The 24,075-nt window shown below is 69.3% G+C and carries 23 protein-coding genes and 1 pseudogene; 20 read left to right on the forward strand and 4 right to left on the reverse strand.

Translation table 11 applies throughout. The features are described 5' to 3' along the window. Positions 1-10: 10 nt before the first annotated feature. The 17 genes from alaS (at position 11) to FS845_RS19845 (ending at position 17,094) form a co-directional block, all read left to right on the forward strand. Entirely contained in the window at positions 11-2,629 is a 2,619-nt protein-coding gene (gene alaS / locus FS845_RS19760) for an alanine--tRNA ligase (protein ID WP_144638510.1), read from the forward strand. Next, positions 2,616-2,882, forward strand: a complete 267-nt coding sequence (locus tag FS845_RS19765; protein WP_144638513.1) for a sulfurtransferase TusA family protein — start codon at positions 2,616-2,618, stop codon at positions 2,880-2,882. Before alaS ends, FS845_RS19765 begins: the two co-directional genes overlap by 14 nt. 413 nt (positions 2,883-3,295) lie before the next feature. Further along, positions 3,296-3,796, forward strand: coding sequence for an RDD family protein (locus FS845_RS19770; RefSeq protein WP_186332351.1), 501 nt, complete (start codon positions 3,296-3,298; stop codon positions 3,794-3,796). Positions 3,797-3,822: 26 nt separating this feature from the next. Next, on the forward strand, positions 3,823-5,523 hold the full coding sequence (locus FS845_RS26880; RefSeq protein ID WP_260986362.1) for a stage II sporulation protein M: 1,701 nt from the start codon (positions 3,823-3,825) through the stop codon (positions 5,521-5,523). Continuing rightward, a complete protein-coding gene (locus FS845_RS19780) occupies positions 5,510-6,244 on the forward strand; it encodes a hypothetical protein (RefSeq protein WP_144638517.1) in 735 nt (244 codons plus the stop codon). Before FS845_RS26880 ends, FS845_RS19780 begins: the two co-directional genes overlap by 14 nt. Next, entirely contained in the window at positions 6,228-7,040 is an 813-nt protein-coding gene (locus FS845_RS19790) for a DUF4129 domain-containing protein (RefSeq protein ID WP_260986363.1), read from the forward strand. Before FS845_RS19780 ends, FS845_RS19790 begins: the two co-directional genes overlap by 17 nt. Next, positions 7,037-8,518, forward strand: a complete 1,482-nt coding sequence (locus FS845_RS19795; protein ID WP_144638519.1) for a hypothetical protein — start codon at positions 7,037-7,039, stop codon at positions 8,516-8,518. Before FS845_RS19790 ends, FS845_RS19795 begins: the two co-directional genes overlap by 4 nt. A gap of 13 nt (positions 8,519-8,531) precedes the next feature. After that, entirely contained in the window at positions 8,532-9,521 is a 990-nt protein-coding gene (locus tag FS845_RS19800) for an AAA family ATPase (RefSeq protein WP_144638521.1), read from the forward strand. Between the two features lie 18 nt (positions 9,522-9,539). Beyond that, the gene (locus FS845_RS19805) at positions 9,540-10,904 is read left to right on the forward strand and encodes a DUF58 domain-containing protein (RefSeq protein WP_144638523.1); all 1,365 of its coding nucleotides are present in this window, start codon (positions 9,540-9,542) and stop codon (positions 10,902-10,904) included. A gap of 112 nt (positions 10,905-11,016) precedes the next feature. Then, positions 11,017-11,277 carry a 30S ribosomal protein S16 gene (gene rpsP / locus FS845_RS19810; RefSeq protein ID WP_066130660.1) on the forward strand — a complete coding sequence of 87 codons (261 nt, stop codon included), beginning with the start codon at positions 11,017-11,019 and terminating at the stop codon, positions 11,275-11,277. A gap of 48 nt (positions 11,278-11,325) precedes the next feature. Next, positions 11,326-11,949, forward strand: a complete 624-nt coding sequence (gene rimM / locus FS845_RS19815; RefSeq protein ID WP_144638525.1) for a ribosome maturation factor RimM — start codon at positions 11,326-11,328, stop codon at positions 11,947-11,949. Between the two features lie 3 nt (positions 11,950-11,952). Beyond that, positions 11,953-12,729, forward strand: coding sequence for a tRNA (guanosine(37)-N1)-methyltransferase TrmD (gene trmD / locus FS845_RS19820; protein ID WP_144638527.1), 777 nt, complete (start codon positions 11,953-11,955; stop codon positions 12,727-12,729). A 221-nt stretch (positions 12,730-12,950) separates the two neighbouring features. Beyond that, positions 12,951-13,628, forward strand: a complete 678-nt coding sequence (locus FS845_RS19825; protein WP_260986364.1) for a helix-turn-helix domain-containing protein — start codon at positions 12,951-12,953, stop codon at positions 13,626-13,628. 2 nt (positions 13,629-13,630) lie between these two features. Then, positions 13,631-14,386 carry an ABC transporter substrate-binding protein gene (locus tag FS845_RS19830; protein ID WP_144638529.1) on the forward strand — a complete coding sequence of 252 codons (756 nt, stop codon included), beginning with the start codon at positions 13,631-13,633 and terminating at the stop codon, positions 14,384-14,386. Between the two features lie 13 nt (positions 14,387-14,399). Further along, the gene (locus FS845_RS19835; protein ID WP_144638531.1) at positions 14,400-15,053 is read left to right on the forward strand and encodes an amino acid ABC transporter permease; all 654 of its coding nucleotides are present in this window, start codon (positions 14,400-14,402) and stop codon (positions 15,051-15,053) included. Between the two features lie 2 nt (positions 15,054-15,055). Beyond that, entirely contained in the window at positions 15,056-15,787 is a 732-nt protein-coding gene (locus FS845_RS19840; protein ID WP_144638676.1) for an amino acid ABC transporter ATP-binding protein, read from the forward strand. A gap of 11 nt (positions 15,788-15,798) precedes the next feature. After that, the gene (locus FS845_RS19845; RefSeq protein ID WP_144638533.1) at positions 15,799-17,094 is read left to right on the forward strand and encodes an NAD(P)/FAD-dependent oxidoreductase; all 1,296 of its coding nucleotides are present in this window, start codon (positions 15,799-15,801) and stop codon (positions 17,092-17,094) included. Between the two features lie 103 nt (positions 17,095-17,197). Here FS845_RS19845 and FS845_RS19850 read toward each other — a convergent pair whose 3' ends face one another. Both FS845_RS19850 and FS845_RS19855 read right to left on the reverse strand, forming a co-directional pair. Further along, positions 17,198-18,712, reverse strand: coding sequence for an ATP-binding protein (locus tag FS845_RS19850; RefSeq protein ID WP_144638535.1), 1,515 nt, complete (start codon positions 18,710-18,712; stop codon positions 17,198-17,200). Then, positions 18,709-19,377 (reverse strand): response regulator transcription factor, encoded by a 669-nt coding sequence (locus FS845_RS19855; RefSeq protein ID WP_144638537.1) that lies wholly within the window; start codon positions 19,375-19,377, stop codon positions 18,709-18,711. The genes FS845_RS19850 and FS845_RS19855 overlap by 4 nt, the downstream gene beginning before the upstream one ends. Before the next feature lie 161 nt (positions 19,378-19,538). Here FS845_RS19855 and FS845_RS19860 point away from each other — a divergent pair, with 161 nt between their 5' ends. Then, entirely contained in the window at positions 19,539-20,297 is a 759-nt protein-coding gene (locus FS845_RS19860) for a MipA/OmpV family protein (protein ID WP_144638539.1), read from the forward strand. Positions 20,298-20,341: 44 nt separating this feature from the next. Here the strand turns inward: FS845_RS19860 and FS845_RS19865 are convergent, their stop codons facing one another. Further along, positions 20,342-21,256: a LysR family transcriptional regulator gene (locus FS845_RS19865; protein ID WP_144638541.1), complete on the reverse strand. Its 915-nt coding sequence runs from the start codon at positions 21,254-21,256 to the stop codon at positions 20,342-20,344. Between the two features lie 103 nt (positions 21,257-21,359). Between FS845_RS19865 and FS845_RS19870 the strand changes: the two genes are divergently transcribed. Both FS845_RS19870 and FS845_RS19875 read left to right on the forward strand, forming a co-directional pair. Beyond that, positions 21,360-22,049, forward strand: a complete 690-nt coding sequence (locus FS845_RS19870) for an RraA family protein (protein ID WP_260986365.1) — start codon at positions 21,360-21,362, stop codon at positions 22,047-22,049. Positions 22,050-22,089: 40 nt separating this feature from the next. After that, on the forward strand, positions 22,090-23,067 hold the full coding sequence (locus FS845_RS19875; RefSeq protein ID WP_144638543.1) for a Bug family tripartite tricarboxylate transporter substrate binding protein: 978 nt from the start codon (positions 22,090-22,092) through the stop codon (positions 23,065-23,067). A gap of 150 nt (positions 23,068-23,217) precedes the next feature. Here FS845_RS19875 and FS845_RS19880 read toward each other — a convergent pair. Then, positions 23,218-23,934, reverse strand: a pseudogene (locus FS845_RS19880) (FadR/GntR family transcriptional regulator); the annotation flags it as partial. Between the last annotated feature and the right edge of the window lie 141 nt (positions 23,935-24,075).

Genomic DNA, 24,075 nt, shown 5'->3' on the forward strand with positions numbered 1-24,075 from the left:
GTCGTCCACGATGAAATCCTCCGAGATTCGCCAGAAATTCCTGCAGTTCTTCCAGTCCAAGGGCCACAGCATCGTGCCGTCCTCGTCGCTGGTGCCTGCCAACGATCCCACGCTGCTGTTCACCAATTCGGGCATGGTGCAGTTCAAGGACGTCTTCACGGGCAAGGAATCGCGGTCGTACACGCGCGCCACCTCGTCGCAGCGCAGCGTGCGCGCCGGCGGCAAGCACAACGACCTGGAAAACGTCGGCTACACGGCGCGGCATCACACGTTCTTCGAAATGCTGGGCAACTTCAGCTTCGGCGACTATTTCAAGCGCGACGCCATCCAGTACGCCTGGGAGCTGCTGACCAAGGCCTACGGCCTGCCGGCCGAGAAGCTCTGGGTCACCGTCTACCAGGAAGACGACGAGGCCTATGACATCTGGGCCAAGGAAGTCGGCGTGCCCACCGAGCGCATCATCCGCATCGGCGACAACAAGGGCGCGCGCTACGCCTCCGACAATTTCTGGCAGATGGCCGACACGGGCCCGTGCGGTCCGTGCTCCGAAATCTTCTACGACCACGGTCCCGACGTCTGGGGCGGCCCTCCGGGATCGCCCGAGGAAGACGGCGACCGCTACATCGAGATCTGGAACCTCGTGTTCATGCAGTTCGAGCGCGACGCCGCCGGCAACATGACGCGCCTGCCCAAGCCCTGTGTCGATACCGGCATGGGCCTGGAACGCATCGCCGCCGTGCTGCAGCACGTGCATTCCAACTACGAGATCGACCTGTTCCAGAAGCTGATCGCCGCCGCCGCGCGCGAAACCGGCGTGCAGGACCTGGCCGACAACTCGCTGAAGGTCATCGCCGACCACATCCGCGCCTGCTCGTTCCTGATTGTCGACGGCGTCATCCCCAGCAACGAAGGCCGCGGCTACGTACTGCGCCGCATCGTGCGCCGCGCGCTGCGCCACGGCTACAAGCTGGGCCAGACCAAGCCGTTCTTCCACCGCCTGGTGCCCGACCTGGTCGCCGAGATGGGCGAGGCCTATCCCGAGCTGGCGCAGGCCGCCGCGCGCGTGGCGCAGGTGCTCAAGCAGGAAGAAGAGCGCTTCGGCGAAACGCTGGAAAACGGCATGAAGATCCTGGATGCCGCGCTGGCCAGCGTGCCAAAGGGCGGCCAGCTCGACGGCAATACGCTGTTCACGCTGTACGACACCTACGGCTTCCCGGTCGATCTCACGGCCGACATCTGCCGCGAGCGCGAGGTCGAGATCGACATGCCTGGCTTCGAGTCCGCGATGGAGCGCCAGCGCGACCAGGCGCGCGCCGCGGGCAAGTTCAAGATGGCCGAGGGCCTCAGCTACGAGGGCGCGCAGACCCGTTTCGAAGGCTATGAAAGCCTCGAGATCTCGGGCGCCAAGGTCGTGGCGCTGTACGTGGACGGCACGCAGGCCGAGCGCGTGCAGGCGGGCCAGAGCGCCGTCGTGGTGCTGGACGCCACGCCGTTCTACGCCGAGTCCGGCGGCCAGGTGGGCGACACCGGCCTGCTGGAAGCCGACGGCGTGCGCTTCGCCGTGGCCGACACCCTGAAGATCCAGGCCGGCGTGTTCGGCCACCATGGCAAGCTCGAATCCGGCAGCCTGGCGGTGGGCGACAGCCTGCTGGCCCGCGTCGACGCCGTGCGCCGCGCGCGTACCGTGCGCAACCACTCGGCCACCCACCTGATGCACAAGGCGCTGCGCCAGGTGCTGGGCGGTCACGTGCAGCAGCGCGGTTCGCTGGTCGATCCCGACAAGACCCGCTTCGACTTCGCGCACGACGCCCCGGTCACCGCCGAGCAGATCGCGCAGGTCGAGGCCATCGTCAATGCCGAAGTGCTGTCCAACCATCCCACCCAGGCCAGCGTCATGGCCTATGACGACGCCGTCAAGGGTGGGGCGATGGCCCTGTTCGGCGAGAAGTACGGCGACACCGTGCGCGTGCTGGACATCGGTTTCTCGCGCGAGCTGTGCGGCGGCACCCACGTGCTGCGCACGGGCGACATCGGCCTGTTCAAGATCGTGGCCGAAGGCGGCGTGGCCGCGGGCGTGCGCCGCGTCGAGGCCATCACGGGCGACAATGCCCTGGTCTGGGTGCAGCAGCAGAACGCGCTGCTGCAGCGCGCCGCCGGCGTGCTGCGCAGCACCGTGGCCGACCTGCCCGAGCGCATCGCACAGGTGCAGGACCAGATCAAGTCGCTGGAAAAGGAACTGGAACAGGCCCGCGGCAAGCTGGCGGCGAGCGCCGGCAGCGACCTGGCCGACAAGGCCGCCGAGGTCAAGGGGGTGAAGCTCGTGGCCGCCAGCCTGGGCGACGTCGATCCCAAGGCCCTGCGCGGCATGGTCGACACCCTGAAGGACCGGTTGAAGTCCGCGGTGGTGCTGCTGGCCGCCGGCGCCGACGGCAAGATCAGCCTGGTGGGCGGCGTCACGGCCGACCTGACAGGCCGCGTCAAGGCGGGCGACCTGGTGGGTTTCGTGGCCGGCCAGGTGGGCGGCAAGGGCGGCGGCCGTCCCGACATGGCCATGGGCGGCGGTACCGACCTGAAGGCGCTGCCGGGCGCGGTCGCCAGCGTGCAGAAGTGGCTCGATGAGCGCCTCTGATCTCCCCAGCGCGGCCGGCGGCGTGCCGGCCCACCAGCACGAGGTGGACGCCACGGGCCTGAACTGCCCGTTGCCCATCCTGCGCGCCAAGAAGGCGTTGGCGCAGATGGCCAGCGGCGACGTGCTGCGCGTGCTTACCACCGATCCGAACGCCGTGCGTGACTTTCAGGCATTCTCCCGCCAGACGGGCAACGACCTGCTGGCGCAATTGTCCGAGGATGGCCGCACGGCGCATTTCCTGCGCCGCCGGTAATTTCCCCCCCCGTCGCGACGCCTGGCCGCGATCCCGCCCCAGGGCTGCGCGAGGACTGCGGACTCTATGGCCAAGTCCATGCGCCACGTGCAAGAGTCCAGCCGCCGATGGTGCACGGCGCGCGACAGCCCCGCGGCTTTCGGGCGGCTCGACTGCCTATCGCCCGTCAGGGGGCTACGCGGTAGCCGCACACCGTCCGCGGCGTGCCTGCTCGCATCCTCGCGCTCGACGTCGCTGGTCATCATTCCTTACGAATTGACCGAAATTGCCGTATTTTGCGCAGCCTTTGACAATGTTTATTGCGAAAAGTTCTTGTTGTTAACACCCCTCGCGGGTAATCTCCGTGCCTGGCTTGTCTCTCCCACTTCCCACTCCAGAAAAGGAAAGTCATGCAGCCCGTGACTGATACGCAAGTGATTGACTCGCAAGACGCCGACCAGCGCTACGCGCCGCCCCGCGCCACCGTCGGTGACATCGATCCCCAGGTTACCGGGGCCGGCCGCCTGGCCGGACGTCTGCAGCGCCTGGCCGCGGTCATCATCGATTCCCTGCTGTTCCTGCCGGGCGGCATCGTGGTCGGCATCATGGATGCCAACAGCGGCGGCTCCACCATCGCCATCATCTTCGCCGTGCTGTGGTTCCTGGCCATCATCGCCGTCCAGATCTACATGCTGGTCACGCGCAGCCAGACCCTTGGCAAGCGCTTCATGAAGATCCGCATCGTCCGCGCCAACGGCGCGCGCATCACGTTCGGCCGCATCCTGGGCCTGCGCTACCTGGTGCCTGGCTTGATCGGCGCCATCCCGATCGTCGGCGGCATCTTCAGCCTGGTCGATTCGCTGTTCATCTTCCGCCAGGACCGCCGCTGCATCCATGACCTGATCGCCGACTCCGTCGTGGTCGAAGCCGACTGAGCCTGGTCGGACGCACCCGTAGTACCGTGCGCCTCGACGCCGCCCACCCCTCCGAGACCCCCGAAGGCATCTTCATCGCGCTGCGGCCGGCCGGCATCATGGCCCGCAGCATTGCCTATCTGGTGGACTGGCTGATCCGCTGGGCCATCCTGGCCGTCCTGTTCACGTTCGCCGTGGGCCTGGGCGGCCTGGCCCAGGGGCTGATCCTCATCGCCTATTTCGTACTCGAGTGGCTGTATCCCGTCGCGTTCGAGATGACGCGGCGCGGCGCCACGCCCGGCAAGCGCCTGATGGGCCTGCGCGTGGTCATGGATACCGGCCAGCCCGTCACCCTCGGCGCCTCGCTCACCCGCAACCTGCTGCGCGCCGCCGACTTCCTGCCCGGCTTCTACGGCGCCGGCGCCGTGGCCATCCTGCTGCGCCGCGACAGCAAGCGCCTGGGCGACATGGCCGCCGGCACGCTGGTGGTGTTCGACCATTCCGCCGACCTGGACGGCAGGCTGCCCGAGGCCGACATCCTCGATCCGGGCCGCGCCCTGACCCTGCCCGAGCAGGCCGTCATCGTGGCCCTGGCCGGCCGGCATGGCCGGCTGACCCCTCAACGTTTCGACGAGCTGGCGCGCATGGCCGGCTCGGCTCTGCCCGACACCGATGACCGCGCCACCGCCACCCGCCGGCTGCTGGGCGTGGCCCAGTGGGCGGTGGGCCGGCATCCCTATGGCGCGCCGCAGGCGCCGCGGCAATTCGAGATCGCGCACGCGCCCGGCTGGGCCGAGCTCGATACCCTGGTGACCGCTTCGCAGCAGGGCAAGCGCCATGAAGGCGCACGCCTGGCCGCGCTGTACCGCCAGGCGTGCGGCCACCTGGCGCTGGCGCAGTCGCGCGCCTATCCCGCGTATCTGGTCCGGCGGCTCGAGACGCTGGTGCAGCGGGCGCACACGGTGGTCTACCGTCCGCGCGGCGCCGGCCGCAAGGCGCTGGGCAGGTTCCTGCTGATCGACTTCCCGCAGGCCGTGCGCACCCATTGGCGGTACGTGCTGGCCTCGGCGCTGCTGTTCTCGGTGCCGCTGCTGGTCCTGGGCGTGGCGGCCGCGCTCGACCGCGACCTGGCCAGCCAGATCCTGGGCGCCAGCCAGGTGCGCGAGTTCGACGACATGTACCGCGGCGGCGCGGAAGCGCTGGGCCGCAAGCGCGACGCGGGCGACGACTGGACGATGTTCGGCTTCTACATCATGAACAACATCGGCATCGGTTTCCAATGCTTCGCCAGCGGCATCTTCGCGGGCGTGGGCAGCGTGTTCTTCATCGTCTACAACGGCGCGTCCATCGGCCTGGTCGGCGGCTACATGGTGGCGGCCGGGCACTCCGCCAACTTCTATTCCTTCGTCGCCACGCATGCCGCCTTCGAACTCACGGCCATCGTCCTGGCCGGCGCCGCGGGGCTGATGATCGGCCACGCCTGGCTCGCGCCGGGCACGCTCACCCGCCTGGAGGCCCTGAAGCGGGCCGCCGGACAGGCCGTCGTGCTGGTATACGGCGTCACCGCCATGCTGCTGGTCGCGGCGGCCATCGAGGCCTTCTGGTCCTCCTCGCGCTGGATCGAGCCCTCCGTGAAATACAGCGTGGCGGCGGCCTGCTGGCTGCTGGTCATCGGATACCTGGGCTGGCAGGGGCGGCCGCGCCGCGATCCGGCTCCAGGACAGGAGGCCGCGCATGCAGGCCGTTGAAGCCGCCATCGAGCTGCGCCACCGCAGCATGGCCGAGGCGACCGACCTGGGCGTGGCGCTGGCGCGCAGCCTGTGGCCGTCGCTGTGGCGCGTGTTCCTGCCCGTCTACGCCTCGGTGGCGGTGGTGTCGCTGTCGACCGCCTGGCTGGCCACCTGGCTGCCGATGCTGGTGCTGTTCTTCTTCAAGCCCTGGCTGGACCGCACGCTGCTGTTCGTGCTCTCGCGAGCCGTGTTCGGCCAGTCCACCACGCGCGCCGACCTGTGGCGCCACCGCAAGGCCGTCTGGGGCAGCCAGTGGTTCACCACCTTCGTGCTGTGGCGCTTCTCGCCATGGCGCTCGTACGTGCAGCCCGTGGTGCAGCTGGAAGGCCAGCGCGGCCGTGACCGTCGCGAGCGGCGCCGCCTGCTGCTGCGCGGCTGGCGCTTCAGCGCGGGCGCCATGCAGACGGCCTTCGCCACGGTCGAGCAGGCCCTGACGCTGTCCATCCTGTCGGCCATCGTGCTGCTGATGCCGCACGACACCCAGGGCAGCGTCTTCGAGTGGTTCCTGTATTCCGAATCGACCTGGGGCGACCTGATGATGGCGGGCGCCTACACGCTGGTCGTGTTCGTGCTCGAGCCCTTCTACGTGGCGGCGGGCTTCGCCATGTATCTGAACCGCCGCGTCCAGCTCGAAGCCTGGGACGTCGAACAGGAGCTGCGCCGTGTCTTTCCCCGCTAGGCCCGGCTGCGCGCGCCTGCTGCTGGCGGCCGTCCTGGCCGTGGCGCCGGCCTGCGCGGCGCTGGCGGCCGACGAGACCTACGACGACGAGAATGCCGAGTACGGCGACTACGGGGAATTCAACGAGACGCCGCTGCCGTTCACGGGCGAGGAAGTGCGCCAGGCCGCCGCGCGGACGCGCGCCGACCTGGAACGCCCCGTGAACCGTCCGCGCGAGGAGAAGCCCAGGAAAAAGGAACGCGAGTCCTCCCTGTCGCCCATGACCGGCCTGGAAGAGGCCCTGCGCCTGGCGATGTGGGTGCTGGGCGGGGTGATCGTGATCTTCGTGCTGCTGAACCTGCACCGCTGGATCAGGGTGCGCGGCGCGGCCCAGCCCAGAAAGCGCAGCGAGCCCCTGCCTCCCGGCAGCGTCAGCGGCCTGGACATCCGGCCGGCCAGCATGCCCGAGGACGTGGCAGCCCAGGCCGCGCGCCTGTGGCGCGAAGGACAGGGCAGGGCGGCGCTGGCGCTGCTGTACCGCGCGGCGCTGTCGCGATTGGTGCATGCGCACGCGGTGCCGATCCGTTCCGCCAGCACAGAGAAGGAATGCGTGGCGTTGTCGGCGCGGGTGCTGCCCGCGCCTTCGGCAGCCTTCTTCGCCGGCCTGGTCGGCGCGTGGCAATCGGCGGCCTACGGCGCCAGCCTGCCGGACGCAGCGCGCATGCAGGCGCTGTTCGACGATTTCGAACGCATGCTGCCCCGCGCCGCCGCCGCGGAAAGCCTGCACGGACGGCCTGCCACGGAGGCGCGCCTGTGAGCCGCCGCACCGCCTGGACCGTCGCCGGCGCCGCCGTCGTCGCCCTGCTGGCCGCGGGCGGCTGGTGGGCCGCGACGCAGCTGGACCGCGAGGACGACCGTCCGCGCGAGATCCCGTTCTTTTCCGACAGCCTGCACGTGACCCAGGAACTGGTGCACCGGTTGGGCGCCAAGGTCGTGCTGCGCGACGGCTTTGATCCCGAGACGCCGCAGGACGCGCGCATGGTGGTGCGCAATTTTTCCTACGACCTGGAAAGCGAGCAGCTGCACTTCCTGTCCACCTGGGTGCTGCGCGGTGGCCATCTGGTGGTGTTCGGCTCGCTGGACGAAATGCACGCGCTTCCGGAACTGCTGCTGCGCGACGTCGACGAGCTGCCGCCGGACGAGAACCCGAACCCCGGCGGCTGGACGGACGCTGACGAGCGGGAAAAGATCCATCCGCCCGCGGACGCTGCATCCAGCGAGCAGTCGTCGGAAAGTGCATCCGGCGCCCGGGCCGGACGGCCGCCGCAAGGCGCCCAGTCCGACGCGTCTGAGGAAGACGAATCCGATCCGCAGGCCATGGCGCGCTCGCAAGACTCGCCCATCGAGCCGCCCGACGCTTCCTTCGAGCCCGATGATCCCGAGGACGAGCCCGTGAACCCCGGCAAGGCCGGCGGCAAGGCCCCGCCCTCCGGTGTGGTGTGCCGCACCCTGGCCGAGGTCTGGCCGGAAGCGGGCACCTACGACCAGCAGCGCACCTTCAACGTGTGCGGCTGGCGCGCGCGGGCGCACTACATCCCGCTGGGCGACCGCGATCCCACCTGGGCGCTGCAAGGCGAGGACGGCATCGAGATGATGCGCATCCCGGTGGGCCGCGGCAGCGTCACGCTGATGGGCACGCAGTCGATCCTGTCCAACGGCCAGGCGCTGGTCGAGGACAACCCGCTGGTGATGGCCGCGGCGCTGCAGGTGCGGCCCGACAGCGAGGTCTGGTTCGTTTACGGCAACGTCGAGCCGTCGCGCAAGCTGCCGCCGTCGATAGGCGGCTGGCTGCTGGAGCACGCCTGGGTGGCCGTGGTGATCGCGCTGCTGGCGGCCGTCGCCGCGGTCTGGCGCTCGGCCACGCGCTTCGGTCCCGTGCTGCCGCCGGGCCAGGCGCATCGCCGCTCGATGGGCGACCAGGTGCGCGGCACGGGCCTGTACCTGCGGGGGCAGGGCGCCGCGTCGCTGCATGCCGCGCAATTGCGCGCCCTGCACGAAGCCGCCGCGCGCGTGTTGCCGCAATATGCCACGCTGAAAGGCACCGCCCGCGTCGACGCCATCGCACGCGCCGCCGACCTGGAACACGAGGCCCTGGACCGCGCCATGGCGCCCCTGGGCAACGCGGGCAAGGATGGCCGGTTCGAGAACGAGCTGGCCCTGCTGGAAAGCGCGCGCCGTCGCCTGCTCGCGCGGGCCGCCCAGGCGCGCGCATCGAAATCATCTCCTTCAACCTGACCCCTGAGACCTCATGCAAGCCATCTCTCCGGAAGCACTGACGCGCACTGCCGAGCAACTGCGGGGGCTGCGCGCCGAAATCGGCAAGGCCGTGGTCGGCCAGCAGCAGGCCGTCGACCTGACGCTGGTGGCGCTGATCGCCTCGGGCCATGCGCTGATCGAAGGCGTGCCCGGCCTGGGCAAGACCCTGCTGGCGCGCGCGCTGTCGCAGGCCCTGGCGCTGGACTACGCCCGCGTGCAGTTCACGCCCGACCTGATGCCTTCCGACATCACCGGCCATGCCGTGCTGGAGCCGGGCGGCACGGACGGCCTGGGCACGCTGCGTATGCGGCAGGGCCCGGTGTTCACGAACCTGCTGCTGGCCGACGAAATCAACCGCGCGCCGGCCAAGACCCAGAGCGCGCTGCTCGAGGTCATGCAGGAATACCAGGTGACCATGGAAGGCCGCACGGTGCCGCTGCCGCGGCCCTTCATGGTGCTGGCCACGCAGAACCCCATCGACACCGAGGGCACCTATCCGCTGCCCGAGGCCCAGCTGGACCGCTTCCTGCTGAAGATCGACATCGGCTTTCCCGAGCACGAGGAAGAGATGTCCATCGCCCGGCTGGCCACGCAGGACCGCGCCGGCGACCAGCTGCCGCTGGACCAGGTGCGTCCGTGCCTGAGCCAGAACGACATCCTGGAATTGCAGCGGCTGGCCAGCCAGGTGCACGTCGATGACCAGGTGCTCGACTACGCGGTGCGCATCGTGCGCGCCACGCGCGGCTGGCCCGGCCTGTATTGCGGCGCCGGCACGCGCGGCGCGGTGGCGCTGATCCGCGCCGCCCGCGCCGCGGCCCTGCTGGAAGGCCGTGGCTTCGCCACGCCCGACGACGTGGCGCAGCACGCGCTGCCCGTGCTGCGGCATCGCGTGCTGCTGACGGCCGACGCCCAGCTGGAGGGCCGCGGCGTCGACGACCTGCTGCGCGCCGCCATGGGCAGCGTGCAGGCCCCGCGCCTGTAAGGCGGCCGGGTGCAGGGCATGAAGCAGGGCGCCGGTTTCCCCATTCCCACCCGCTGGACGGTATACGTGCTGGCGGGCCTGGCGCTGGCCACGGGCATCGCGCTGGCGTTCGGCCTGCCGCTGGCGACCGCCGCACAGGCGGCTGCCGGGCTGCTGCTGGCGGGGCTGGCCTACGCAGGATGGGACCTGGCCAGCAGCCGTCGCGCCTGGCGCCAGACGCCGTTGCGCGCCGAACGCGACCTGCCGGGTTCGGCCGTGCAGGGCGTGCCCGTCATCGTCACCCTTGCCATCGTCAATGAAAGCCGCCGCGAATGGCGCGTGCAGGTGTTCGACGACGTCGACGAACGGTTCGCCTACGAAGGCCTGCCGCAGACGGTCCTGGTGCCGGCGCGCTCGCGCGTCGAGGTCCGCTACCGCGCCACGCCGCGCCAGCGCGGTCCGGCACGCTTCGGCGCGGTCCACCTGCGCTGGCGCAGCCGCGGCGGCTGCTTCGAGTTCACCCGGCGCGTGGGCGATGCCCAGGCCTCGCGCGTCTATCCCGACACCGGGCCGATCGGCAGGCAGGCCTGGGTGGCCGGCACCCGCCGCATCACGCGCGCGGGCAACCGCAGCCATGCGCTGCGCGGCACGGGCACCGAATTCCGCCAGCTGGCCGACTACCGGCCGGGCGATTCGCTGCGGCACATCGACTGGAAGGCCACGCTGCGCCATCGCCGTCCCATCGTGCGCGAATACCAGGACGATCGCGGCCAGTGCGTGTTCTTCCTGCTGGATTGCGGCCGCCGCATGCGCGCCGACGAAGGCTCGGGCGAAGGCGGCAGCCACTTCGACCAGGTGCTGGGCGCCTTGCTGCAGCTGTCGCGCATCGCCCTGAAGGAAGGCGACGAGGTCGGCGCCATGACCTTCGGCTGCCTGCCCGAGGAACGGCGCCACATCGCGCCGCGCAAGGGCGCGGCCGGCTTCAACGCGCTGATGGAAGGGCTGTACGACGTGCAGCCCAGCACCGTCCACTCCGACTACATCCAGGCCGCGCGGCTGTTGCTGGCCTCGCACCACCGGCGCGCGCTGGTCGTCGTGCTGACCAACTTCCGCGACGAGGATACCTCCGAGCTGGGGCCTGCCCTGGGCCTGCTGCGCCGCCAGCACCTGGTGATGGTGGCCAGCCTGCGCGAGCGCGTGCTGGGCCTGCTGGCGGGGCAGGACCTGGACGTGCCGGACCGGGCGGTGGACGTGGCCTCGGCGCACCTGTTCGCCCAGGCGCGCCGCGACGCCTTCCAGCGCCTGGCGGGCGTCGAGATGCTGGCCGTGGATGCCGAGCCGGCGCAGCTGGCCGCCGCCCTGGTCGACCGCTATCTGACCGTGAAGCGCGCCGGCGCACTGTAGTTTTATCGCCCGTTTTCACGCCGATTCGCATGGCGGACACATACGGGTTGCCACAGTGCCGGGAAAGGTGCTAGAATTTTCTGCTTTTCACAACTAATTCAAGGGATTACCTATGGTGGTGATTCGTCTGGCTCGTGGCGGCTCCAAGAAGCGCCCGTTCTACAATCTGGTGGCTACGGATTCGCGCAACCGCCGCGACGGTCGTTTCGTTGAGCGCGTCGGCTTCTACAACCCGGTCGGCAGCGAAGGCACGGAAAACCTGCGCATCGCGCTGGATCGCGTCCAGTACTGGACCGGCAACGGCGCCCAGCTGTCGCCCGCCGTCGAGCGCCTGGTCAAGGAATACTCGGCCAAGGTTTCCGCCGCGGCCTAAGCCGTTGGCGGACCTTGCCGGTTGTTCCCGGCAGGTCTGGCAAAAGCAGTGACTCAAGCCGTAGATCCTGTCGCCGTTCCGTCCGATCTGGTGGAACTGGGCCGCATCACCGCGGCCTATGGCGTCAAGGGCTGGATCAAGGTCCAGCCGCATTCCGCGCAGGCCGAAGTCCTGCGCTCGGTCAAGCAATGGTGGCTGCTGCGTCCCGTGCCTCAGGCGGCGCGGGGCTCCGCCGCGCCCGTGCCCATCGCGCATGCCATCGTGCAGTCGCGTACGCAGGGCGCCACGGTGGTCGCCCAGCTGGCCGGTCTTTCAGATCGCGACCAGGCCGAGGCCCTGCGCGGCTGCGTGGTGCTCGCTTCCCGCAGCGCCTTTCCGCAGCCTGACGAAGACGAATACTATTGGGTCGACCTGATCGGCTGCGATCTGTACAGCACGGCCGAAGGGCCGGCCCAACTGCTGGGCCGCGTCGAGGAAGTGCTGGACAATGGCGCGCACGCCATCCTGCGGGTGGCGCGCATGCGCGTCGACGCCGAAGGCGCCGAGCCCCAGCCCATGCTCGATGCCAAGGGGCGCCCAGCCGAAATGCTGGTGCCCTTCGTGCAGGCTCACATCCACGGAGTCGACCTGGCGGCGCGCCGTATCGACAGCGACTGGCCGGTCGAATACTGACCGATGCGTTTCGACGTCGTCACGCTGTTCCCCGACATGTTTTCCGTGGTGCGCGATCTCGGCGTCACCGGGCGCGCGCACGGCCACGGCATCTGGTCGCTGCGCGCCTGGAATCCGCGCGAATTCACCCATGACGTGCACCGCACCGTGGACGACCGCCCCTATGGCGGCGGCCCCGGCATGGTGATGATGGCGGCCCCGCTGGAGGCCGCCGTCGGCGCTGCGCAAGCCGACCGAGGCCTGCAGGGCCTGGCCGCAGCGCCCGTCATCCTGCTGTCGCCCACCGGCCGTCGCTACGACCAGCAGGCCGCGGGCGAGCTGGCCGCCGGCGACGGCGCCATCTTCATCTGCGGTCGCTACGAAGGCGTCGACCAGCGCTTCATCGACCGCTGCGTCACGCTGGAACTGTCGCTGGGCGACTTCGTGCTGTCGGGCGGCGAACTGGCCGCCCTGGCCATGATCGACGCCGCGGTGCGACTGCTGCCCGGCGTGCTCAACGACGGCGATTCGGCGCTGCAGGACTCGTTCAATCCAGCATTGGACGGCCTGCTGGACAGCCCGCACTACACGCGTCCCGAAGTCCACGAAGGCGTGCAGGTGCCCGCGCAGCTGCTCAGCGGCCATCACGCGCAGATCGCGCGCTGGCGGCGCGAGCAGTCCCTCGAGCTGACCGCGCGCCGCCGTCCAGAGCTCATCGCGCGCGCCCGCGCCGACGGCCGCCTGACGGCCGCCGACGAGCGCTTCCTGGCCGCCTTGCCGTCCGAAACCGACGTCGGCTGAACCGCGCGTCCGTCGCGGTTTGCCGCTGCCTCCCCGCCGCATTTCCGCCGCCGGGCCTTCTCACGCGGACCTGTACGGAGCGCGCCTCGGACGGTTTCCCATCAGGGGATTCCCCAGTCCGTCATAGGCGCGCGCCCGTGCGCTAGGGCATTCCCCAGCTTTTGCCGTGCCAAGGATTCTTCTTAGCATCTGAAACTTCCACAATATTGAAAGTTTCAATCGTGGTCAGATCCGCCGCTGCCAAGGTGCGTCCCAAGAGCCTGATCAATCTCTGGCTCGGGGCGCAATTGCGCCAGTTGCGCAAGCGCCGCGGCCTGTCGCTGGCCGAAGTGTCGTCTGCCTGCGACGTGTCGCTGGGCATGCTCAGCCAGATCGAGCGCGGCATGAGTTCTCCGTCGCTGCGGGCGCTGCAGGCGCTGTCGGGCCTGTACGACGTGTCCATCGACGCCTTGCTGCGCAACGCGGGGCAGGAGGGCGGCGACACGGACGGCCACGTCCTGCGCGCCGGTCGCCATCGCCGCATCGACAGCCTGGACCGCGGCGTCTCCAAAGAGGTGTACACGCCGCCCCGCTCCGCCGCGCTGGACCTGTGCCGGGCCGTGCTGGCCCCCGGCGGCTCCAGCGGCGACGAGCTGTTCGTCACCGACACCGACGAACAGGTGGGTCTGGTCGTGCGCGGCGAACTCGATCTCTGGATCGGCCGGCGCGTCGTGCGCCTGCAGCCGGGGGACAGCTTCAGCTACGCGGGCAGCGAGCCGCGCCGCTGGTGCAATCCCGGCGATACCGAAACCGAAGTCATCTGGGCGATCAGCCATACGGCGGCCCAGGCGTCGGCAAGCCGGCCCGCGTCCGACGACGCGCGCGGCGTTTCCCTTTCCACAGACCCCCAAGAGGAATGATCATGAAGTTGAAGACTTTGATGATGGCCACCCTGATGGCCGCAGCGGTCCTGGGCGGCGATGCCGCGCTCGCGCAGAAGACGCTCAAGGTGGGGTCGACGCCGACGGGCAGCCCGTTCACCTTCCTGGACACCAAGACCAACTCCATCCAGGGCGTGATGGTGGACATCACCAACGCGATCGGCAAGGACGCGGGATTCCAGGCAAGCATCGAGGCGATGCAGTTCTCGGCGCTGATCGGTTCGCTGACGTCCAAGCGCATCGACCTGATCTCCGCGGCCATGTTCATCACGCCCACGCGCAAGGAGGTCGTGGACTTCTCCGAACCCATCTACACGTACGGCGACGGCATGGTGGTGCCCAAGACCGACGAGAAGGCCTATACGGGCTATGCCGACATGAAGGGCATGACGGTCGGCGTGCAGGTCGGCACGGCCTTCGTCGAACCCATGCAGAAGGCAGGCATCTTCAAGGAAGTGAAGCTCTACGAGTCCACGCCGGACATCATGCGCGACGTCAACGCGGGACGCCTGCAGGCGGGATTCCTGGACTTCCCGATCGCGGCCTACGCCATCAACCTGGGTAGCTATCCCAACCTGAAGATGGTGCGTTCGTACAAGCCCACCGTCACCTCCAGCGTGGGCATCGCCACGCGCAAGGGCGACACCGAGCTGCTGGGCAAGGTGAACCAGTCGCTGGCCAAGCTCAAGGCCAGCGGCGAGCTGGACGCGATCCTGAAGAAATGGGGCCTGGAATAGGCCGGGGCGGGACATGACGCAATTCTTCAGTGACGCGGCGCAGTTCCTGCCGATCCTGCTCCAGGGGGCGTGGCTGACCGTGGCGGTGGCCGCGGGCTCCCTGGTCTTCTCCACCGTGCTGGGGCTGGTCTGGGCCCTGATGCGCGTCAGCAACGTCCCGCTGCTGGCCAAGTTCAGCGCGGGCGTCATCAACGTGCTGCGCGGCATTCCCATCATCGTCCTGCTGTTCTACATCTACTTCGTGATGCCGGACATCGGCATCGCGCTGACGGCCGTGCAGGCGGCCATCATCGGCCTGGGCATCGCCTATTCGGCCTACCAGGCGGAGAACTTCCGCGCGGCGATCCAGGCCGTGGACGGCGGCCAGATCGAGGCGGCCATGACCATGGGCATGGGCTGGGGCCTGACGATGCGGCGCGTGGTCCTGCCGCAGGCCCTGAAGACCATGCTGCCGCCCTACGGCAACATCATGATCATGATGCTGAAGGACTCGTCGCAGGCCTCCACCATCACCGTGGCCGAGCTGGCGCTGCAGGGCAAGATGATCGCCGTGGCCACGTTCAAGAATTCCACGGTATTCACGCTGGTGGCCCTGATGTACCTCGTGATGTGCGTGCCGCTGATCCTGTTCGTGCGGCACATGGAGAAAAGGAGCGCCAAGCGATGAGCATGATCCGCGTGCAGGGCCTGCGCAAGCGCTTCGGCGACCTGGAGGTGTTGAAGGGCATAGCCTTCGACGTGCAGCAGGGCGAGGTGGTCTGCATCATCGGGCCGTCGGGCTCCGGCAAGTCCACCATCCTGCGCTGCATCAACGGCCTGGAGCGCTACGAGGGCGGGTCGATCAGCGTAGACGGCGTGAAGGTCGACCGCGATGACGCTTCCATCGTCTCGATCCGCACCCAGGTCGCCATGGTGTTCCAGCGCTTCAACCTGTTCCCGCACCGCACCGCGCTGGAGAACGTGGTGGAAGGGCCGATCCACGTCAAGAAAGAACCGCGCGCGCAGGCCTACGAGCATGGCCGGCAGTTGCTGGAGCAGGTCGGCCTGGCGGACAAGGCCGACGCGTTCCCGCCGCAGCTGTCGGGCGGGCAGCAGCAGCGCGTGGCGATCGCGCGCGCGCTGGCCATGCGGCCCAAGGCCATCCTGTTCGACGAGCCCACCTCCGCGCTCGATCCCGAACTGGTGGGCGACGTGCTGCGCGTGATGCGCAGCCTGGCCGAGACGGGCATGACCATGGTGGTGGTCACGCACGAGATGGACTTCGCGCGCGAAGTGGCCGACCGCGTGCTGTTCTGCGACGGCGGCGTGGTCGTCGAGCAGGGGCCCGCGCGCGACGTCCTGAATCATCCGCAGCACCCGCGCGCGCAGGACTTCCTGCGCCGGGTTCTGCATCACTTGTGAGGCAACCGGCCATGTCGAAGCAGGCTCCTTTCCCGCTGTCCGCTTCCCTGTGGGCAGCCACCGCCGCCCCGCCGCCCGCCACCGGGCCGCTGGCCGCGGGCGCGCACCGCGTCGACGTGCTGGTGATCGGCGGGGGCTACGCCGGCCTGAGCACCGCGCTGCACCTGGCGCAGCAAGGGGTGGACACGATGGTGCTGGAGGCCCGCGAGATCGGTTTCGGCGGGTCCGGGCGCAACGGCGGGCAGGTCATTCCAGGCCTGAAGTACGATCCCGACGACCTGCTTCGCATGTATGGCGGCGAGCAGGGCGAGCGCCTCATCCAGCTGGTGGGCGGCACCCCCGACCTGGTGTTCGGCTTGATCGAGAAACACGGCATGGACGTGCCGCGGACCCGGGCGGGCTGGATCCAGGGCGCGCACACCGAGGCGGCCCTGCGCACGGCTGCCGGCCGCGTCGCCCAGTGGACCCGCCACGGCGCCGACGTGCAGGAACTGGACCGCTCGGAAACCGCGCACCTGCTGGGCACGTCGCGCTACCTGGGCGGCTGGGTGGATCGCCGCGCGGGCGCCGTGCAGCCGCTGTCCTACGTGCGCGGGCTGGCGCGCGCGGCCATCGCCGCGGGGGCGCGCGTCCATACGGACTCGCCGGTGGCGACCCTGCAACGAGAAGGCTCGCAGTGGCTGGCCACCACCGCCGCCGGCGCGCAGGTCGCGGCCAGCCGCGTGGTGATGTGTGCCAATGCCTATTGCGGCGACCTGTGGCCAGGCCTGAAGCCGTCCATCATCGACGCCAACACCTACCAGGTGGCCACGCAGCCGCTGCCGCCCGAGGCGCGCGCAAGCATCCTGCCGCAAGGGCACGTGTGCTCGGACACGCGCAACCTGCTGCTGTATTTCCGCCTGGACCATGAAGGCCGGCTGCTGATGGGCGGCCGGGGGCCGTTCCGCGAGCCCCGCGGCGCGGCCGACTGGGCGCACCTGGAACGGGTGCTGGCCAAGCTGTTCCCTCAGGCGGCCGGCGTGCCGATCGAATTCCGCTGGTGCGGACGCGTGGCGGTCACGCGGGACTACCTGCCGCACCTGCACGAGCCGGCTCCGGGATTGCTGGTGGACATCGGCTGCCAGGGACGTGGCGTGGGCCTGCAGACCGCCATGGGACGCGCCATGGCGCAATACCTGGTCAGCGGCGACCGCCGCGAGCTGCCGCTGCCCGTCACGGGCATCAAGCCGTTCCCGCTGTACGGGCTGCGCCGGCTGTATGTCGGCGCGGTGGTGAACTGGTATCGGCTGACCGACGGCGGGGTGTAGCAGGGTCGGCGCCGTCAGCCGGAAACCGCGTTCGCCTGGCGCGTTCCGTCAGGCGGCGTGCGTCGGGCGGCCGTATCGACCGCCCTGCGCCGGGCGCGTTCGATCAGGCCGCGGCCGGCGTGGCCGTGGCCGGTGCCGGGAAGTACACCTCGACGCAGAACCCGCGGCTGTCCAGCCCGTCGCAGCATTCGATGCGCGCACTGTGCAATTGCGCGATCTGCGCCACCAGCGACAGGCCGATGCCGCTGCCGCGCGTGGCCGTGCCCTGGGCGCGATAGAAGCGCTGGAAGATGCTGCCGCGCTCGTCCTCCGGCACGCCGGGACCGTTGTCGGCCACGCGCAGCAATGCGCCGCCGCCTTCGTGCGGCCCGCAGCTGACGTCGATGCGTCCGCCTTCCGGCGTGTAGCGCAACGCGTTGTCGACCAGATTGCTGACCAGGATGCCCAGCGCGTCCAGGTCGCCGGCAATGGTGCAGGGCTGCACGTCCAGCACCACGCGCTGGCCCTTGGCTCGGGCGGCCGACTCGTGGTCGCGCACCATCAGCGCCACCAGCGCGGCCAGTTCCACGGGCTCGCTGGGCGCGCGCTCCAGCGCGTCCAGGCGGGCCTGGTCCAGCAACTGCTCGGACAGCCGCGTGGCGCGCCGCGCGGCGCCCAGCAGCTTGTCCAGCGCCTGGTCCTTGTCTTCCATCTGCATCGAGCCGCGCGCCACTTCCGCTTGCGTGGTCAGCACCGCCAGCGGCGTGCGCAGCTCGTGCGCCGCGTCGGCGATCAGGCGCCGCTCGCGCGTCAGCGCGGTTTCCAGGCGCGCCAGCAGGCGGTTGATGGACGCGATCAGGGGCCGCAGCTCCACCGGCGTGTCGCGCGTGGGCAGCGGCGTCAGGTCGAAGGGATCGCGCTGCTGCATGGCGGCGCGCAGGCTGTCGATGCTGCGCAGGCCGTGGCGCAGCACGCAGAATACCGACAGGCTCAGCAGCGCGAACAGCACCGCGGTGGCGTTCAGGCTCTCGCGCATCCATTTGTGGAATTCGGCGCGGCGTTGGCTGATGGGATGGCCCACCTGGACCTGCACGCGGTTGTCGCGGTCGTTCAGCGCGTACACGCGCCAGGGTTCGCCGCCGATCACCGTGTCGCTGTAGCCCAGGCCGTCCGTTCCGCCCGCGATGGACTGCAGCGGCGCCTCGGACGAGCGCAGCACCAGCGCGCGCGAGCCATCCAGCTGCCAGACCTGGAAGCGCAGGCCGTCGGTGTCCTGCTTGCGCTGCATGTTCTCGGGCAGCCGGAAGCCGGCCATGCCGGAGCTGGGCTCCATGGGGCCGGGCAGCGACAGCAGCACCTTCTGCGCGACGTCTTCCAGCTCGGCGTCCCATGAACCCGTCTGCTGGCGGCCCATCTGCACGGCCTGCATGGCGAACCAGGCGCCCCAGTTCAGCAGCACGGTCAGCAGCAAGGCCAGCAGCAGGCGGCGCTTGAGCGAGGGCGCTCGACGGTCTTTGGCGTCGCACGCCGTGGCGCAGAAGGAGGGGCCGCCTTCCAGCCCTGCCTGGTCGCCGTCATGGGCGCCGGCGGGCTCGGCCCGCGCGCCATGGCGGTGGCAGAGCCGCTTGCCGAATCTCATGCCCCGTCCTCGGAAATGCGGTAGCCGTAGCCGTGCACGGTCTCGATCAGGCCGTCGCCCAGCTTGCGCCGCAGCTGGTGCACGTACACCGCCACGGTGTTGCTTTCGATGGTGCCGTGGCCGCCGTACACGGCGTCTTCCAGCTGCTCGCGCGTGACGGCGCGGCCGCGGCGCTCCAGCAGGGCCAGCAGCGTGCGGTACTCGTTGGCGCTGAGCGAGACGGGCGCCTCGCCGCGCCGGACCACACGCGCGGCCGGATCGACCACGACGTCGCCGTGGCGCAGCAGCGGCGACACCTGGTTGCTGCTGCGGCGGATCACCGCGCGCAGGCGCGCCAGCAGTTCCTCCAGCTGGAAGGGCTTTATCACGTAGTCGTCGGCGCCGGCGTCCAGGCCGCGGATGCGGTCGCTGAGCTGGTCGCGCGCCGTCACCAGCAGCACCGGGGTAGTGTCATAGGCGCTGCGCAGGGCGTGCAGCACGGTCAGGCCCGACTCTCCGGGCAAGCCGACGTCCAGCAGGACGGCGCGATAACGGTGATCGATCAGCGCCACGCGGGCCGCGGCCGCGTCGCGCACCCAGTCCACCTCGGCCGACAGACCGCGCGCCAGGCCGGCCTGCATGGCCTCGCCAAGCATGGGGTCGTCTTCCACCAGCAGGATCTGCATCGTCGATCGGGTTCCGAGGTTATTGCCGCGCCCGGCGGAACGCGGGCGGGCAGGCGGATTGTGGGGCCGGACAGTTAAAAAGAATTTAAAGCCTGGCCCGCAGAATCCGCGATATATCGGGCGCCGCATGGGGCGGCTTCAGGATATTACGAGGAAATGCCATGATTCGACGTTTGCCGGCCATGGCCGGCCTGCTGCTCGCGGGCGCGGCGCTGCCGCAGGCGCATGCGCAGCAGAACTTCATCGGTATCGGCGCGGCCGTGGTGCCGCGCTACGAGGGCTCGGACGAGTACCGCGTCCGGCCCGTGCCGCTCATCAACTACGAGAACGGACCGTTCTTCATCACGCCGCGCGGCGGCCTGCCCTCGCTGGGCCTGAAGATGAAGGCGCTGCCGGACGTCACGGTGGGCGCCTTCCTGGGCCTGAACATGGGCCGCGACGAAGACGACGCCGACCGCCTGCACGGCACGAGCGACATCGACACCCATGCGGTGTATGGCGGTTTCGCCGAATGGACGCCGGGCCGCTTCAAGCTGGGCGCGGCCTATAGCCAGGCGGCCAAGAGCGGCTACGGCGGCTCGCTGGAGCTCAGCGCGTCGTACTACCTGCTGCAGTCCCAGCGAGACGTGCTGAGCGTCGGCGTCAGCACCGTTTGGTCCAACGACGACGCCATGCAGACCTGGTTCGGCGTGTCGCAGCGCGAGGCCTCGCGCAGCAACGGCCACCTGCGCGCGTACGATGCCGGGTCGGGGTTCCGCAACGCCTCGCTGTCGGCGACGTGGATGCACAACATCAGCGGCAACTGGGGCGTGCTGGGCACGGTCGGCGTGCGCACCCTGCTGGGCGACGCGAAGGACAGTCCGCTGGTCGAACGCAAGACCAGCGTCTACGGCGCGGTGGGCGTCACCTACGCGTTCTAGCCATGCCGGGGCCTTGCGCGGACCGATCCGCAAGGCCCTTTGCCCTACAGCGTTTCCTTGCCTTGCCGCGCAATGGACTGGTCCTCGAGGATCCGCATGAACGCGTCGACCAGCCGATGCGAGACGCCTTTCGCGCGCACCGCATACACCTGTGCCGTCGCGCCCAGACCCTGGATCGGCATGAACAGGATGTCCTCCCTGCTGTCCTGCGCCACCGACCGGCCCACCAGCGTATAGCCCAGCCCGGCCGCCACCAGCCCTAGCGCCGTGTGGATTTCCTTGGCCTCGTAGCCCACGCGAACCTTGATGCCCGCGTGCTCCAGAGCCTGGATGGCGGAGCGCGCGAAGCCGCTGGCCGGATCCTTCGGATAGCTGACGTACGCCAGCCCGGCCAGGTCATTGCCCGTCAGGCGCCTGCGCCTGGCCAGTGCTCGCGATGCCGGCACCGCGGCGATCAGCGGGTCGTCGAACAGGGGAATCCCTTCCAGGTCGTCATCGACGGCCAGCGGCCCGATGATGCGCGACAGGCCCACGTGGATGAACCCATTGCGCAGCGCCTGCGCCTGGTCTTCGCTGAGGATCTCGGTCAGCTCGACTTTGACCTTCGGAAGGTCAGCCTTCATCCTGCGCACCGCGTCGGGCAGCACCGAAAAAATGGTCGAACGGGTGAACCCGATGCTGAGCCAGCCATAACGGCCGGCCGCCATGTCCTGCGCTTCGTCGAACAGGCGCCGCGCATCGGCCAGCAAGGCCTTCGCCTTGGGATAGATGAAATGCCCGAGTGGCGTCAGCGTCATGGGACGCGTGGCGCGATCGAACACGGCGCCTCCCAGCGTGTCCTCGAGTTGTGCCAGCTGCATGCTGACGGCGGCAGGCACGACGTGCAGGCGCTGCGCGGCCAGGCTGGCGCTGCCCGTCTCGACCACCTCGCAGAAGAACTGCAATGACTTCAGGTTCATGAAAATTGAACTTAAGCTCAAAAAACGTTGGTTGATATCGTTTTTTCTTTATTCGACCATTGAATCTTAGGTCATCTTCTTCGCAGCAGCACCTGGAGGCCCCTTGATTCCCGATCCGCAAGATTCCGAATGGCTGAGCCGCGCGTGCGGCCTCACCACCGCCGAGATCTCCGACGCCCTGGACTATTTCAACCTGCCCGGCAGCGCGCTGGGCATACGGCCCGTCGCGGGTCCCGCCAGGCTGCTCGGCTTCGCATTCACGATGCGCTTCACGCCGATAGACCGCGGCAGCCCCGGCACCGTCGGCGATTTCATCGACCGTTTGGGGGCCGGCACCGTCGCGGTGCTGGACAACGGCGGCCGCAACGATTGCACGGTATGGGGCGGCATACTGAGCCGCCTGGCCGCGCACAAGGGCATCGCGGGCACGGTCGTGCACGGCGTCTGCCGCGACACCGCCGAGGCCGATGCGGCGGGCTACCCCTTGTACGCGTGCGGCGCATTCATGCGCACCGGCAAGGACCGCGTGCAGGTCGAGGCATACGAAGTGCCGGTCACATTGGGCGACGTGCGGGTATGCACGGGCGACCTGGTCGTCGGGGATGCCGATGGCGTCGTGGTCGTCCCGCGGGCGCGCATGCCGGATGTGCTGGACAAGGCGCTGCAGACCCGCGAGCAGGAAGAGCGGATCCTGCATGCGGCCCTGGGCGGCATGCCGCTGGCACAGGCCCGCGAGAAGTTCGGCTATCACACGCTGCAGCGTTCCCCCTCGATGCTGACGGCGCCGTCCTGACGCCGTTCCTCCGAGACCACAACATATCAAAGGAGACATCATGTCCATCCCGCGTACCTTGCGTGCGGCTTGCTTCGCGCTGGCCGGCGTAGCCGCCGCCGGCGCCGCCCAGGCGCAAGATTCCTATCCCTGCCAACTGGTCAAGCTCGTTTCGCCCTATCCGCCCGGTGGCACCACCGACATCCTGGCGCGCCTGGTCGCCCCGGGCCTGGCGCAGGAGCTCGGCACCAACGTGATCGTCGAGAATCGTGGCGGGGCCAGCAGCAACATCGGGACCGAGTACGTGGCTTCCGCCGAGCCTGATGGCTGCACGCTGTTGCTGGGCAACAATACGGGCGTGGTGATCAACCGCAACCTGTATTCCCTTCGTCTCGATCCGGTCAAGGCGCTGGCGCCCGTGGTCGAGGTGGCGTCCGTGCCGTTGGTGCTCTACGTCAACGATGCCGTCCCGGCCAGGACGGCCGACGAGCTCTTCGCGCTCATCAAGCGCCAGCCAGGCAAGTACAACTTCGCATCCGGCGGCAGCGGCAGTCCTCAGCACCTGATGGGCGAGATGTTGAAGGTCGACATGAAGATGGACATGACGCACATTCCGTACAGGGGGCAGGGGCCCGCCCTGGCCGACGTCGTCGCCGGGCAGGTGCAGATGGCGTTCGAGACCACCACGGCCATCGCGCCCCAGCTCGGGTCGGGCCGCATCCGCGCCCTGGCCATCACCGGCCAGGCCCGTGCGAAAAGCATGCCGGACGTGCCGACCATGAAGGAGCTGGGCCACGCCGACTTCGTGATCGAGAACTGGTATGGCGTGTTCGCGCCCGCCGGGACCCCCGCGCCGCTGATCGAGCGGCTGAACACCGGCCTGGTCAAAACCTTGAAAAGCCCCGCGGTGGCCGCGAACCTCGATGGAATGGGATCGCACGACGTGACCGGCACGCCGCGTGAGTTCGCGCAGTTCATCGCCAAGGAACTGCCGTACTGGGAGTCGCTGGTGAAGCGCACCGGCGCCAAGGTGGACTGAGCCGGCCGAGGCGGCTTGCCGCCGGCAGTCCGGCGGGGGCGGCGGGGCGGCGGCGCGTCAGTACGACTCGCCGCGGCTGCGCATGGCGGGCACGCGCGTACCCCTGCCGATGCGCTTGACGGGGTCGGCGGCCGGCCCGCCGTGCGAGGCGGCATGGCGCTCGTACAGCGTCTGCACATAGGCCAGATGCCGCTGCGCCGCCTCGCGCGCGCCGGGTGCGTCGCCCGCCATCACTTTCTCGAAGATCTGCTCGTGCTGCCGCAGCAGCTGCAGCTCGACCTCGCGGTCGTAGTCGAACAGCCCGTGCGACTTGCGCATGGATTCGCGCACCAGGCCATGCAGGCCGTTCATCACGTGGATGATGGCGAAGTTGTGCGTGGCGGCCGCGATGGCCAGGTGAAAGCGCGCGTCGTACGCGGCCAACTGCGCCCGCTCGATCTTCAGCGTGTGGTCGCGCAACGTCTCGAAGGCCACGCGGATGTTCTGCAGGTCCTGCGGCGTGGCGCGCTGCGTGGCCAGTTCGGTGGCCTGCGCCTCCATGCCCATGCGCAGTTCCAGCACGTCGACGCTGGCGCTGGGCCGCTGCATGATGAGCTCGGCCAGCGGGTTGGACACGTACTCGTTCGTGATGTCGGCCACCACGAAGCCGCCGCGGCCCTCGGACACGATGTAGCGGTCGGCTTCCAGGCGCACCAGCGCTTCGCGCAGCGAGGCGCGGGACACGTTCAACTGCACCGCCAGGTCGCGCTCGGCCGGCAGTCGCTGGCCGGGGCTGAGGTCGCCGCTGGCGACCAGGGCTTTGATCTGGTCTGACACCACGTCGGACAAACGGACGCGGGTATAGGACTGCACGGGTTCAAACGTCATAGGCCCAGCTGCTTGATGTGTTTATGGGTATGCATGCTGCCGGCCCTGCTTCCGGCCTTCGCGCAAGGACATTCGCCGTTGTTGCCATCCCTGGTCGCGTCACGGAATTGTAGCGTTGGGGCCGGGCAGGCTACCACTTTC

Source organism: Bordetella genomosp. 13 (genome assembly GCF_007679965.1).
Lineage (GTDB): Bacteria > Pseudomonadota > Gammaproteobacteria > Burkholderiales > Burkholderiaceae_B > Bordetella.